Here is a 13,433-nt window from a genome sequence, read left to right on the forward strand (position 1 = left end):
CCCCGCGGTGGCATGGATATAATGGCTGAAAACCCGTTTCCACAAGGAAGGTTGCATGCATTTTCCCACCCTCGAGGAGGTCGTCGGCCACACGCCGCTGGTCCGCCTCAAGCGCATCACCGCCGGGCGCAACAACATTCTCCTGGCCAAGCTGGAGGGCAACAATCCCGCCGGCTCGGTGAAGGATCGCCCGGCCCTCTCGATGCTCGAACAGGCCGAGGCGCGCGGCGAGATCACTCCCGGCGACACTCTGGTGGAGGCGACGTCCGGCAATACCGGCATCGCGCTGGCCATGGCGGCGGCCATCAAGGGCTACCGCATGGTGCTGATCATGCCCGAGAACGCCTCGGAGGAGCGCAAGCAGGCCATGGCAGCCTTCGGCGCCGAGCTGATCACCGTCAGCAAGGCGGGCGGCATGGAGGAGGCCCGCGATGTCGCCGAGGCCATGCTGGCCCGCGGCGAGGGCAAGCGCCTGGACCAGTTCGCCAACCCCGACAACCCGCTCTCCCACTACCTTGGCACCGGCCCCGAGATTTGGGAGCAGACCGGTGGAACGGTCACCCACTTCATCAGCTCCATGGGGACCACCGGCACCATCATGGGGGTCTCGAAGGCGCTCAAGGAGCGCAACCCCGAGGTGCAGATCATCGGCCTGCAGCCCGAGGATGGCGCCAGCATCGCCGGCATCCGCCGCTGGCCGGCGGAGTACCTGCCCAGCATCTTCGATGCCAGCCGGGTCGACCGGGTGCTGGACATCGGCCAGCACGAGGCCGAGGTGCACATGCGCCGCCTGGCCCGGGAGGAGGGCATCCTCGCCGGGGTCAGCTCCGGCGGCGCCCTGGCCGGCGCCCTGCGCGTCGCCGAGGAGGTGGAGAACGCGGTGATCGTGTTCATCGTCTGTGATCGCGGCGACCGCTACCTCTCCACCGGCCTGTTCGCCCCGGAGACTTGAGATGGCGATGCTGGGCAAGCGGCGGCCGACCCGCGAGCGTTCGGGGGTGTCGGGTTTGCAGGGGCGTCAGGCGCCTCGAGAAGCGCCCGACGACCGTGGTGCCGGCGAGAATGAGCCCCGAGGCATCACCATCGAGCGGCTGACCCACGATGGCCGCGGGCTGGCCCATGACGCCTTGGGCAAGACGCTGTTCGTGGAGGGGGCGCTGCCCGGGGAGCGGGTCGAGGCGGCGGTGCATCTCACCCGCAAGCGCTTCGACGAGGCCCACGTCCGCGAGCTGCTCGAGGCCTCGCCGGAGCGGGTCACGCCCCCCTGCGCCCATGTCGACCGCTGCGGCGGCTGTGACCTCCAGCACCTGGCCGTGCCCGCCCAGCGCCGCCACAAGCAGGTGGTACTTCTCGACCTGCTGGCCCGCCAGGGCATCGAGACGCCTGGCGAGCCGCAACTGCTGGCCGGGGCCGATCACGGCTATCGCCGCCGGGCGCGCCTGGGCGTCAAGGTGGGCGCCGAGGGCCAGCTGCATCTCGGCTTCCGTGCTCGCCACAGCCACCGCCTGGTGGATATCGATCACTGCACTATCCTGGTGCCACAGCTCGACGCCCTGCTGGCGCCGCTGCACCGTCAGGTGGCATCACTCGACGCCCCCCGCCTGGTGGGCCATCTGGAACTGCTCGACAGCGACCAGGGTGCGGTGCTGCTGGTACGCCAGCTCAAGGAACATGCCGCCGACTGCGCACGCTGGCTCGCCTTCGCCGAGGAACATCGGCTGCACCTGGCCTGGCTGGCGGGGCGCGAGTCACCGGCGTTGCAGTGGCTGACCCCGACGCCGTCGCTGAGCTGTCGAGTGCCATCGGCCCCTGACGCATCGGGCGCCGCGGGGGAGCTGACCCTGGGCTTCGCCCCGGGGGACTTCCTGCAGGCCAATGCCGAGGTCAACCGGCTGATGGTAACTACCATCCTGACCTGGCTCCATGGGCTGGAAGGGACGGCGCTGCTGGACCTGTTCGCCGGGGTGGGCAACTTCAGCCTGCCGCTGGCGTCCGCCGGGGCCAGGGTGACGGCGGTGGAGGGCAGCCCGGCCATGGTCGAGCGACTGGCAGACAATGCCCGGGCCAATTCACCGGGGGAGCACCTGGCGGTGACGCCCCGCCAGGCCGACCTCAACGATGCCGCAGCGGTGAAGGCCCTGCTGACCGAGGTAGCGCCGGATACCCTGCTGCTGGACCCGCCACGCGATGGCGCCGACGTCGTCTGCGCGGCGCTGGCGGTATCGCCGGTGCGAAGGGTGCTCTACGTCTCCTGCGACCCGGCCACCCTGGCGCGGGATGCGGCACGCCTTGTGCATGGCGGTTATCGGCTGACGCGGATCGCCGTGGCCGACATGTTCGCGCATACCTCACACCTGGAATCGATGCTGCTGTTCGAGCACCCGCGGACAGAACAGCGGCGGCAAGGAGCAACTCCCGATGGTTAAAGTGCGTGAGGACCAGCCCCTGACCGAGACGGGGCGCGTCGATATCGAACGCTGGATCGAGCGGCTTCAGGAGGACGTCAAGCTGCGCGACCCGGGCCAGCTGCGCGAGGCCTGCCTGCTGGCGGAGCGCCTGGATCGCGACGCTGACAAGCCTCATCGCCGCTGGCTGGCCGATGGCTCCAGCTTCCGCATGGGCCTGGAGATGGCCGATATCCTCGGTGAGCTGAGGCTCGACCAGGCCACCCTGGAGGCCGCGGTGCTCTACCGAGCCGTACGCGAGGGGCTGGTCGACCTGGAAGCGATCGCCAGGCAGTTCGGGCGCGAGGTCACCACGCTGATCGACGGCGTGTTGCACATGGCGGCGATCAGCGCCTCCCAGACGCCCAGCCACGAGATGGGCCAGCACGACCAGCAGGACAACTTGCGCAAGATGCTGGTGACCATGATCGACGACGTACGCGTGGCACTGATCAAGATCAGTGAGCGCACCTGCGCCGTGCGTCAGGTGAAGGACGCCCCCCGCGAGAAGCAGCTGCGTGTGGCCCAGGAGGTGTTCGACATTTACGCGCCCCTGGCCCACCGGCTGGGCATCGGCCACCTCAAGTGGGAATTGGAGGACCTCTCCTTCCGCTATCTCCACGAGGATGACTACAAGGCGATCGCCCGCCAGCTGGCCGAGAAGCGCGTCCACCGTGACCGCTACATTGCCGAGGTGGTCGGTGCCCTCAAGGAGATGCTCAAGAGTCAGGGCATCACCCGGTACGACGTCGACGGCCGCGCCAAGCACATCTATTCCATCTGGCGGAAGATGAAGCGCAAGCGCATCGACTTCTCCCAGGTGCATGACATCCGCGCGGTGCGCATCCTGGTGCCCGAGGTGGCCGACTGCTACACCGTGCTGGGGCTGGTGCACTCGCGCTGGCACCACGTGCCCAACGAGTTCGACGACTACATTGCCAACCCCAAGAAGAACGGCTATCAGTCGCTGCACACGGCGGTGCTCGGCCCCGAGAGCAAGGTGCTGGAGATCCAGATCCGCACCTTCGCCATGCACGAGGAGGCCGAACTCGGCGTCTGCGCCCACTGGCGCTACAAGGGCCATGACACCAAGGCCAAGAGCACCAGCTACGAGGAGAAGATCGCCTGGCTGCGCCAGGTCCTCGAGTGGCAGGAGGAGGTCGGGGACTTTGGCGACCTGCGCGAGGGGCTCAACAGCGACGTGGCCCCGGATCGCATCTATGTCTTCACCCCCGATGGCCACGTCATCGACCTGCCGCGGGTGGCCACGCCCATCGACTTCGCCTACCGGGTCCATACCGAAGTGGGCCACCGCTGCCGGGGCGCCAAGGTCAACGGGCGCATCGTGCCGCTGACCTTCAAGCTCAAGACCGGCCAGCAGGTGGAAATCCTCACTGCCAGCAAGGGCGGGCCGAGCCGCGACTGGCTCAATCCCAGCCTCGGCTATGTGCGCACCAGTCGGGCCCGGGCCAAGATTCAGGCCTGGTTCAAGCACCAGGCCCGCGACCAGAACCTCGAGGAGGGGCGCGCGCTCTTCGAACGCGAGATGAAGCGCCTTGACCTGGAGGACATGGACCTCGAGGCCCTGGCCCGCAAGGTCAATTACCAGAGCCCGGACGACATGTACGCCGCGCTGGGGGCCGGCGACCTGCGCATCGGCCAGGTGCTGCACCAGGCCCAGCAGTTGTTTGGCGAGCACGACGACCAGGAGCAGCTCGACCGCCTGCTGGCCAAGCCCAAGCGCTCGCCGGACAAGGGCGGGCAGAGCGATATCACCGTGCTGGGGGTGGGCAACCTCAAGACCAGCATGGCCAACTGCTGCCATCCGGTGCCGGGGGAGCCCATCGTCGGCTTCATCACCCAGGGGCGGGGGGTCACCGTGCACCGTCAGGACTGCCCCAACATCCTGCAGCTGCGACTCGAGGAGCCCCAGCGTATCATCGAGGTGGAGTGGGGCGAGCGTGCCCGCACTCAGTATCCGGTGGACATCGAGGTGCAGGCCTGGGACCGCTCCGGCCTGCTACGCGACGTCACCGGCGTACTCGGCAACGAGAAGGTCAACGTGCTGTCGGTCAATACCCAGACCGATACCGACGACGGCATCGCCCGCATGGCGATCACCCTGGAGGTGGACGGCCTGGAGACCCTGGGTCGGCTCTTCTCGCGTATCCAGCAGCTCTCCAATGTCATCGAGGTGCGCCGTCTGCGCAGCGGCGGCAAGGCGGGCAAGCGCAAGGGGAAGGGCAAATGAACCGACGTCACGACCTCGACGACCTGCTGACCCTGATGGCGGTGCTGCGCGACGCCGAGCAGGGCTGCCCCTGGGATCTCCAGCAGGATTGGGATTCGATCGTGCCGCATACCCTGGAGGAGGCCTACGAGGTCGCCGACGCCATCGAGCGGCGCGCCTGGCATGAATTGCCCAGTGAGCTGGGCGACCTGCTCTTTCAGGTGGTCTACTATGCCCGGTTCGGTGCCGAGGAGGGGCGCTTCGACTTTCACGATGTGATCCACGCGCTCACCGCCAAGATGTTGCGCCGTCACCCCCATGTCTTTCCCGAGGGCACCCTGGGGTCGCGTCGCCCGCCGGGCGTTTCCGCTGAGGAGATCGAGTCGGCCCAGGCTGAGCGTGACAACGTAAGCAGCCGCTGGGAGAGCCTCAAGGCCGAGGAGCGGGCCCAGCGTGCCAGCGCGGACCCCGCTTCAGTGGGAGAGGGCGCCTCGGCGTCGGTGATGGATCGCGCTGCGGCGTCGGTGTTGGATGACGTCCCGCGCACCCTGCCGGCGCTCTCCCGGGCCGCCAAGCTCTCCAGGCGCGCCGCTCGGGTCGGCTTCGACTGGCCCGATGCCCGCGGCGTGATCGCCAAGATCCGCGAGGAGCTCTCGGAGGTCGAGGAGGCGCTGGCCGTAGGCGACCGCGACCACGCCGCCGAGGAGGTGGGCGACCTGCTGTTCGCGGTGACCAACCTGGCGCGCACCCTCAAGGCCGACCCCGAACAGTGCCTGCGCGCGACCAATGCCAAGTTCGAGCGCCGCTTCCGCTATCTGGAGGCGGCCCTGGCCGCCGATGGGGTGGCGCCCGAGGAGGCCGGCCTCGCCCTGATGGAGCGCCACTGGCAGGCCGCCAAGACCATCGAACGCGCCGTTACTGAATCCGCCACCACATCCGTACATCCCGCCGCGGCGGGAGAGCCTCCGGGAGACTCTGGGCCATGAGCCACGACCTGCACGAATCGCTGCGTGACAACGTTCGTATCCTGGGCGACAGCCTCGGTCGCACCATCGCCGATGACCTGGGGGGTGGCTTCGTCGACAAGATCGAGGCCATCCGCGGCTTCGCCAAGGGTGGCCGCCAGGGCGACGACCAGGCCCAGCGCGAGCTGATTGACTACCTGCGCCGCCTGCCCGACCGCGACCTGCTGCCGGTGACCCGCGCCTTCAACCAGTTCCTCAACCTCGCCAACATCGCCGAGCAGCACTACCGGGCGCGCTTTCGTCGCGTGGAGGACTACCGCCCCGGCAGCCAGCCGGTGCTCAGCGAACTGCTGGCCCGCGCCCGGGAGGCCGGCAACACGCCGCGCAAGCTGGTGGAGACCCTGGCCGCCATGCGTGTGGAACTGGTGCTGACGGCCCACCCCACCGAGGTCATTCGGCGTACCCTGATCAAGAAGTATGACGCCATCGACGACTGCCTCACCGCCATCGAGTCCTCCGGCGACTATCCCGAGCGCGGCATTCGGGCCAAGGGGCGCCTGGAGGAGTTGATCGGCCAGGCCTGGCACACCGACGAGATCCGCCACGAGCGTCCGACCCCGGTGGACGAGGCCAAGTGGGGCTTCGCGGTGATCGAGAACTCGCTGTGGCAGGCGGTACCCGACTTCCACCGGGACCTGGATAACCTGCTGCTGGAGACCGCCGGCGAGCGCCTGCCGCTGGACGCCGCGCCGATCCGCTACGCCTCCTGGATGGGCGGAGACCGCGATGGCAACCCCAACGTGACCTCGCGGGTCACCCGGGAAGTGCTGCTGCTGGGGCGCTGGATGGCCGCCGACCTCTACGTGCGCGACCTCGAACAACTCAAGTCCGAGCTCTCCATGTGGAAGGCCAACAGCGCCTTGAAGGCCGAGGTGGGGGATGCTGGCGAACCCTATCGCGAACTGCTGCGCCGGCTGCTGACCCGAATGGAGGCGACCCGCGACTGGGCCAAGGCAAGCCTGGACGGCAAGCCCTTCGACGAGGGGCCGGTCATCGAGAGCCGTGACCAACTCTTCGCCCCGCTGCTGACCTGTTACCGCTCGCTGTGCGACGTGGGCCTGGATACCATCGCCAACGGCGCGCTGCTCGACACCCTGCGAAGGGTGGCGGTATTCGGCGTGACCCTGACCAAGCTCGACATCCGCCAGGAGGCGGGTCGCCATGCCCAGGTGATGGAGGAGCTCACCGATGGGCTGGGGATCGGCCACTATCGCGACTGGAGCGAAGAGCAGCGCCAGACCTTCCTGCTCGAGGAGCTCGCCTCGCGGCGTCCGTTGATTCCGCGGCGCTGGGAGTGCTCGTCGGAGTCCCGTGAGGTGATCGATACCTTCCGGGTGGTCGCCAGCGAGCAGGCCGAGTCGCTGGGGACCTATGTCATCTCCATGGCGGGGCAGCCCTCCGATGTGCTGGCCGTGGCCCTGCTGATGAAGGAGGTGGGCGGCGAGGTCAAGCTGCCCATTGCCCCGCTGTTCGAGACACTGGACGACCTCAACAACGCCGGCGACGTCATCGACCGATTGCTGTCACTGCCCGGCTATCGCTCCCTCACCGGCGACCGCCAGGAGGTGATGATCGGCTACTCCGATTCCGCCAAGGATGCCGGCCAGCTGGCCGCCGCCTGGGCCCAGTATCGCGCCCAGGAAACCCTGGTGGAGGTGTGCGAGCGACAAGGCGTCGACCTGACCCTGTTCCACGGTCGCGGCGGCACCGTGGGTCGCGGCGGCGGTCCGGCCCATGCGGCGATCCTCTCCCAGCCGCCGGGCTCGGTGAACGGCAGCCTGAGGGTGACCGAGCAGGGCGAGATGATCCGCTTCAAGTTTGGCCAGCCGGAGATCGCCCTGCGCTCCATGGAGATCTACGCCTGTGCGGTGCTGGAGGCGACCCTGCTGCCGCCGCCGGATCCCCAGCCCCACTGGCGCGAGGAGATGGATCGACTGGCCGAGGTGGCCCACCGCGCCTATGTGGGCGTGGTGCGCGAGGATCCGGATTTCGTGCCCTATTTCCGGGCGGTGACGCCGGAGGGCTCGCTGGGCCGCCTGCCGCTGGGTTCGCGGCCCACCAAGCGCCGCCAGGATGGCGGCGTCGAGACCCTGCGAGCGATCCCGTGGATCTTCGCCTGGACCCAGATCCGCCTGATGCTGCCCGCCTGGCTGGGCAGCGGCGAGGCGTTCGCCCGGCGCCTGGAGCAGGAGGGCGGTCTCGAGGTGCTGCAGGAGATGCGCGACAGCTGGCCTTTCTTCGGCACCTACCTGGACATGCTGGAGATGCTGCTGGCCAAGGCCGACGTAGGCATCGCCGCCTACTATGAACACCGCCTGGTGGACGAGCCCACGCTCAAGGCGCTGGGTGAGCGTCTTCGTGAACGCTTCGGACGCCTCAACGAGGTGCTGCTCAAGGTTCTCGAACAGCAGGAACTGCTGGAGAAGACCCCGCTGATCCACCAGGCCATCGAGGTGCGTAACCCCTACATCGACCCGCTCCACGGCCTGCAGGCCGAACTGCTGCAGCGTAACCGGGACGCGGACGGCGCCATCAGCGCCGACCTGTCGCGGGCGCTGATGGTGACCATGGCCGGCATCGCCGCGGGGCTGCGCAATACCGGCTAGGGACGGGGAACAATGTGGGCGCGCAGCTTGCTGCGCGAATGGGTGGTGTGGATTTTTCGCGATCTGAAGATCGCTCCCACAGGGGGGGCTTCCCAAGGAGAAGGATTCCATCCTGGGTGGAAGCGGATGATGACGGTGGGAGTGAAGCTTGCGGCCCGAAGACCGCGTGAATTGGACCGTTAGAACGGATAGTGCAGCGAGGCGGTGAACAGGTTGAGGTGGGACATGTCCGAGGCATCGAACTCCTCGAACTCCAGGCGGCTGACCAGCTGGTTGAACTCCATACGGGCGCCTAGGCCGGTGACCCGGGTGGTGCCAGCGGTATTGAGGGCATCCCGTGGTATCACCGCGTCGCCCTCCCAGCCCGCCACGCCGGACTTGGCGTAGAGGCCGAGCCGGCCGATACGCACGCCAGCCATGAGGCTGCCACCCAGGCTGACCGAGTTGACCAGCAGGCTGTTGTCACCCATCCGGGTAGGCACCTCGTCACTTTCGCGATAGCTGAATTCGGCGGCCAAGTCGAGGCGGGGCAGGCGCAGCGGGCTGAAGCCGGCGATTAGCCGGAACCCGGAGGTGTAGCCGTCCGGCGTTTCGATGTCGCGGCCCTCGATCACCATGCCGTTGTCCAGGCGCATCAGGTCGCTGTCCTTGCCGGCAAACGAGGGGGCGTCATCGGCAAGCGCCAGGGGAGTGGCGGCGGTGGCCAGGCAGGCCAGCAGGCAGGCGGTAAGAGAACTCGTTCTCATGATCCCGGTCCTTGCGCTGGGGCCCGGCCGGGGGTCGGCGAGAGCTCCAAGGCGAGTCATTGGTGTCAAGGTAGCCTAGCAACTGTCTGCCGAGCCCGCCAGTTCGCGCGCCTTGAGCCAGTCGGCCAGCTCGGCCAGGCGGGTGGCAGCGAGGTGGTGGGCCCGAGCGGCGGCCAGCAGCGGGCCGAGGATCGCTTCGTGCTCGGTGGGGCGCCCGGCCAGCACGTCCTGGAGCATGGAGGCACGGTTGTCGGCGGTTCCCTCGACGACACGCCACACCAGCGTTCGCCAACCCTCCCGCCCATCCCCGGCGGGCGGGGCGATGCCCTGGGCGGCGAGGATCGCGGCCACCTCGGTGATGATCGCCTCCACCATGGGCCGGAAGGGGCGGTCGCGCAGTTGGCCGTTGCGGATGCGAAAGCGTGCCACCAGGGGGTTGATGGCGGCGTTGACGGCGAGCTTCTGCCACAGCCGCTGGCGGATGTCGCTCACCACGCAGGCGGGCAGGCCGGCGGCGGTGAGGGTGGTAGCAAGCGCATTGGCCAGCTCGTTGGTGATCGAGTGTGGACGTCCGTCCATGAGGGTGTTGTTCAGCGCCCCGATCAGGGTCTCGCCCTGTCCGGCGTGGACCACCCGGCTATCACTTGCCATGTCCTCGAGATAGGCACCCTCGGTGGTCGTGGCGCACAGCATCGGGCCGTCATGGCGCTGGCTGAGCCGCGGCTGGCAGCCGAAGCCGTTCTGCCATAGCACCAGCGGCGTGCCGGCAGGCAGGTGCGGTGCCAGCGCGGCATGGGCCGCCTCGGCGGCATAGGCCTTGGTGGTCAGGTGCACGACGTCAGGGGGCTGGGCCGGGAGGCTATCCAGGGTGGCGGTGGCCACGCTTACGCTCAGGGTGTCGCCCCGGGGGGTGACGAGTGCCTGCTCGGTGGGCAGCCGGCGGCGTCCGATCAGAGTCACTGCGATGGGGGGCCGCCGGGTGGCCAGGCTCAGGCCGATCAGCCGGCCCAGGGCGCCGGGGCCGACGATCCAGTGGGCGTCTCGCGCCGTCATGAGCCGCCCCGCTTGCGGCTCGTCCGACGGGTGCCACTCCTGGTGCTGGAGCCCGCCCCGCTGCGGCGTCTCGAGGCCGTGCCTCGCCGCCTGGCCGGGGTGCGGCCACCGGCAGGGGGCTCCTCGCCGCCGGCCGTGGCCAGCGCCTGGCGCAGTCGGCCGGCGTCGGCGCTGGCCAACAGGCCGTGCAGGTCGCTGATCAGGTCACCGAGGAAGGGAGCGGGGTCGACACCCTCCTCGGCGATGGCTGAGAGACGCTGTTCCCACAGGGCAGTGCGTTCCGGGCGGCTGGCCGCTTCGGGCAGTGAGGCGATCAGGGCGCTGCCCAGCCGGGTGGCGCGCAGGGCCTTGGCGCGACGCACCAGGTAACCGCGCTCCACCAGGGTCTCGATGATGCCGGCGCGGGTGGCCTCGGTGCCCAGGCCGTCATGTTCGCGCAGGGTGCGTCGCACCGCCGGGTCCTCCACATAGCGGGCGATGTTCATCATCGCCTTGATCAGGCTGGCGTCGTTGAAGGGCTCCGGGGGGCGCGTTTCGCGATCCTCGACGCCCGCCTCGTCGACCCGGCATGCCTCGCCCTCGGTGAGCGGCGGTAGCGGCGGCGCCTCATCCCGGGTGGTGAACAGCGGCTTCCAGCCCGCCTCGAGAAGCTCCTGTCCGCGGGCGCGGAAGGCTTCGTCGAGAATCATGAATTCCGCCTTCACCTCCCGGGTGGCGAGCGGTGGGTAGAACTGGGCCAGCACGTTGCGGGCGATCAGCCTGAAGACGTTGGCCTCGGTGGCCGACAGCCGGGCCGGGTCCATGGGTCGGCCGGTGGGGGCCAGGGCATGGTGGGCGCCCACCTGCTTGTCGTTCCAGGCCCGGGAGCGGCGCGTGAAGTCGGCCCCGGCCAGCCACTGGCGCAGGGTGTCGTCCGCCCGGCAAGCGTCCTCCAGAGTGCCCCGGGCGGCGCTGAAGTGCTCCTCGGGCAGGTAGCGGCAGTCGGAGCGCGGGTAGGTGATCAGCTGGTGGCGCTCGTAGAGGGCCTGGCAGGTATCCAGTACTCCCTTGGCGGAGAGCCCGTAGCGGCGGGCGGCGTCCACCTGCAGCGCCGACAGCGAGTAGGGCAGCGGCGCGGCCTGACGCTTGTTCTGGGTCTCGAGCTTGACCAGCCTCCCTGCGGCACCGGGCAGCCGCTCGGCCAGGGCGGCGGCGGGCTCTCGAGCCAGCAGCCGGCCCTGGTCGTCCAGCGTCTCGCCCTCGTCGGGTGCCCACCAGGCACGCAGGGTGCCATGCTCCATGGCGAGATCCGCCCACAGCACGAAGAAGGGGTGGGGGGTGAAGTCCCGGATCTCGCCGTCGCGGCGCACTACCAGGCCCAGCACCGGAGTCTGCACCCGGCCCACCGAGAGCACGCCGTCGTGACCCGCCTGGCGGCCGGTGAGGGTCCAGGCCCGGGTCAGGTTGATGCCGAAGAGCCAGTCGGCTCGGGAGCGGGACTCGGCGGCGCGGTAGAGTGGCTGGTAGCGGGCGTTGTCCTCCAGGCGGGCCAGCGCGCGCTGAACCGCCGGGCGGTTGAGGTCGCTGACAAGCAGCCGCGATACCGCCCCCTTCCAGCCCAGATGCTCGATTACCTCCTGCACCAGCAGTTGGCCCTCCCGGTCCGGGTCGCCGGCGTGGACTACCTCGCGAGCGGCCTTGAGCAGGCCACGGATCACCGAGAGCTGGCCGCGGGACTTCGGGCGGGGTGTGAGCTTCCAGCGGCCGGGCAGGATCGGCAGGGTATCGAGACGCCACTGCTTGAGGGCCGGGTCGTAGGCGTCCGGTGGGGCCTGTTCCAGCAGATGGCCAAGGCACCAGGTCACGGTGGTGTCGCCCACGGCAATGGCCCCCTCCTGCTTGCGGGGAGCACCGGGCAGGGCGTCGGCGATGGCGCGGGCGAGGCTGGGCTTCTCGGCGATGATCAGGCGCATGGCGGGCTCTTCGGCAGTGTTCTGGATATTCTTCCAGTAAGCGGCGCCCCTTGCCAGGTGTCATCAAGTGAATTTGATGTACAATTCTTGTATCGATATTTCGTATCCAACAAGCGGAGCGGTGGCATGCGCGAACGAGGCAGGACGAGACGACTGCTGGGGCTGGGCGCCAGGACCGGCGGCGCCCTGATCCGCACCCGGCTGGGCGGCCAGGCGGACTGGCGGGCGCTGGGTGAGGCGCTGTTCGAGGGGCTCTCAGAGCTCAAGGGCCCGGCCATGAAGCTGGCCCAGATCATGTCCCAGTGGGATGACCTGTTGCCCCCCGATCTGGCCGAGGAGCTCGCCCGGCTGCAACGCCAGGCCGAGCCCATGCCCTGGCCGCGCATCCGCGAGAGCCTGGTGGCCCAGTACGGTGAGCTGGAGGCGGTGTTCCGCGAGATCGAGGAGCGCCCCTTCGCCAGCGCCTCCATGGGCCAGGTGCACCGCGCCGTGACCCTCGATGGCGAGACCCTGGTGCTCAAGGTGCAGTATCCCGGGCTCGCCGATGTGCTGGAGAGCGATCTAGCCCAGGTGCGACGGATGATGCGCCTGGGCCGCTGGTTCAAGGTGCCCCAGGCGCGCCTCGATGCGCTCTTCGAGGAGCTCGCCGCCAGCCTGCGCGGCGAACTGGACTATCGTGCCGAGGCCGAGGCGCTGGCCCGCTATCAGGCGCGCTACGCCCACCTGGAGAACCTGGTGATTCCCGAGCCGCTGCCCGAGCTCTGCGGTGAGCGGGTGCTGGCCATGCGCTATGCGCCGGGCACCCCGCTGCGTGACCTGGAGTCGTGCGACGACGCCCTGCGTCAGGGCGTGGCGGTGACCCTGGCTGACTGGCTCACGGAGGAGCTCTTCACCCATGGCGAGCTGCACGCCGACCCCCACGCCGGCAACTTCGCCGTCGACGACCAGGGACGGCTGGTGATCTATGACCTGGGCGCGGTGATCCTGGTGCCCGAGCCGCGGCTGAGTGCCATGATGCACCTTCTCGAGGCCACCCTGGCGGGCGACCCCATGGCCATGGACGAGGCGCTGCTCAGGCTCGGCGGACGCCAGGGGCAGGGGGCTCCGCTGGCGCTCTATCGGGAATCCGCCGAGGCCGTGGGGCCGCTGTTCGCCCCCGGCGAGCAGGACTTCTCCGATGTCCGCGTGCATCGCCGGCTGCGCGACCTGACCCCCAAGGTATGGGACGCCATGGACCGCCTGCAGCCGCCGGCGGACACCCTGCTGCTGTCGCGTACCCTCAACGGCCACTACTGGAACCTGGTGCGTCTGGGCGCTCGGCTGGACATGCACGCCCGCACCCGGCCGCTGCTGGCATGGGCGAGGCGATGAACGGGA

Annotated in this window: 9 protein-coding genes; 6 read left to right on the forward strand and 3 right to left on the reverse strand. The window is 69.2% G+C overall.

Features of this window, described 5'->3' with window-relative positions; translation table 11 throughout:
* The first annotated feature begins 55 nt into the window (after positions 1-55).
* From cysM to ppc, 5 genes are read left to right on the forward strand one after another with little or no spacing between them, the layout of a single operon-like run.
* On the forward strand, positions 56-952 hold the full coding sequence (gene cysM, locus ACR80S_RS10000; RefSeq protein ID WP_435399195.1) for a cysteine synthase CysM: 897 nt from the start codon (positions 56-58) through the stop codon (positions 950-952).
* Between the two features lies 1 nt (position 953).
* Positions 954-2,426: a 23S rRNA (uracil(1939)-C(5))-methyltransferase RlmD gene (gene rlmD / locus ACR80S_RS10005; RefSeq protein WP_435399194.1), complete on the forward strand. Its 1,473-nt coding sequence runs from the start codon at positions 954-956 to the stop codon at positions 2,424-2,426.
* Entirely contained in the window at positions 2,419-4,695 is a 2,277-nt protein-coding gene (relA, locus tag ACR80S_RS10010) for a GTP diphosphokinase (protein WP_435399193.1), read from the forward strand. The genes rlmD and relA overlap by 8 nt, the downstream gene beginning before the upstream one ends.
* Positions 4,692-5,660, forward strand: coding sequence for a nucleoside triphosphate pyrophosphohydrolase (mazG, locus tag ACR80S_RS10015; protein WP_435403113.1), 969 nt, complete (start codon positions 4,692-4,694; stop codon positions 5,658-5,660). The genes relA and mazG overlap by 4 nt, the downstream gene beginning before the upstream one ends.
* Positions 5,657-8,305: a phosphoenolpyruvate carboxylase gene (gene ppc / locus ACR80S_RS10020; RefSeq protein ID WP_435403114.1), complete on the forward strand. Its 2,649-nt coding sequence runs from the start codon at positions 5,657-5,659 to the stop codon at positions 8,303-8,305. Before mazG ends, ppc begins: the two co-directional genes overlap by 4 nt.
* 179 nt (positions 8,306-8,484) lie before the next feature.
* On the opposite strand, the gene ACR80S_RS10025 is transcribed toward ppc, so the two are convergent.
* The 3 genes from ACR80S_RS10025 to ACR80S_RS10035 all read right to left on the reverse strand — a co-directional run bounded on the left by ACR80S_RS10025 (position 8,485) and on the right by ACR80S_RS10035 (position 12,056).
* Positions 8,485-9,051, reverse strand: a complete 567-nt coding sequence (locus ACR80S_RS10025) for a hypothetical protein (RefSeq protein ID WP_435399190.1) — start codon at positions 9,049-9,051, stop codon at positions 8,485-8,487.
* A 75-nt stretch (positions 9,052-9,126) separates the two neighbouring features.
* A complete protein-coding gene (locus ACR80S_RS10030) occupies positions 9,127-10,104 on the reverse strand; it encodes a ketopantoate reductase family protein (protein WP_435403115.1) in 978 nt (325 codons plus the stop codon).
* Complete coding sequence (locus ACR80S_RS10035; protein ID WP_435399188.1) at positions 10,101-12,056, reverse strand: DNA topoisomerase III; 1,956 nt, start codon at positions 12,054-12,056, stop codon at positions 10,101-10,103. Before ACR80S_RS10035 ends, ACR80S_RS10030 begins: the two co-directional genes overlap by 4 nt.
* Positions 12,057-12,182: 126 nt before the next feature.
* Between ACR80S_RS10035 and ACR80S_RS10040 the strand changes: the two genes are divergently transcribed.
* Complete coding sequence (locus ACR80S_RS10040; protein WP_435399187.1) at positions 12,183-13,427, forward strand: ABC1 kinase family protein; 1,245 nt, start codon at positions 12,183-12,185, stop codon at positions 13,425-13,427.
* Positions 13,428-13,433 lie beyond the last annotated feature (6 nt).

It is taken from the genome of Halomonas salsilacus (assembly GCF_051216275.1).
Taxonomy (GTDB): Bacteria; Pseudomonadota; Gammaproteobacteria; order Pseudomonadales; family Halomonadaceae; genus Halomonas.

Coding starts and splice junctions, on each gene's coding strand:
- cysM (WP_435399195.1), top strand. CDS start 56: ATGCATTTTCCCACCCTCGAGGAGGTCGTCGGCCACACGCCGCTGGTC.
- rlmD (WP_435399194.1), top strand. CDS start 954: ATGGCGATGCTGGGCAAGCGGCGGCCGACCCGCGAGCGTTCGGGGGTG.
- relA (WP_435399193.1), top strand. CDS start 2,419: ATGGTTAAAGTGCGTGAGGACCAGCCCCTGACCGAGACGGGGCGCGTC.
- mazG (WP_435403113.1), top strand. CDS start 4,692: ATGAACCGACGTCACGACCTCGACGACCTGCTGACCCTGATGGCGGTG.
- ppc (WP_435403114.1), top strand. CDS start 5,657: ATGAGCCACGACCTGCACGAATCGCTGCGTGACAACGTTCGTATCCTG.
- ACR80S_RS10025 (WP_435399190.1), bottom strand. CDS start 9,051: ATGAGAACGAGTTCTCTTACCGCCTGCCTGCTGGCCTGCCTGGCCACC.
- ACR80S_RS10030 (WP_435403115.1), bottom strand. CDS start 10,104: ATGACGGCGCGAGACGCCCACTGGATCGTCGGCCCCGGCGCCCTGGGC.
- ACR80S_RS10035 (WP_435399188.1), bottom strand. CDS start 12,056: ATGCGCCTGATCATCGCCGAGAAGCCCAGCCTCGCCCGCGCCATCGCC.
- ACR80S_RS10040 (WP_435399187.1), top strand. CDS start 12,183: ATGCGCGAACGAGGCAGGACGAGACGACTGCTGGGGCTGGGCGCCAGG.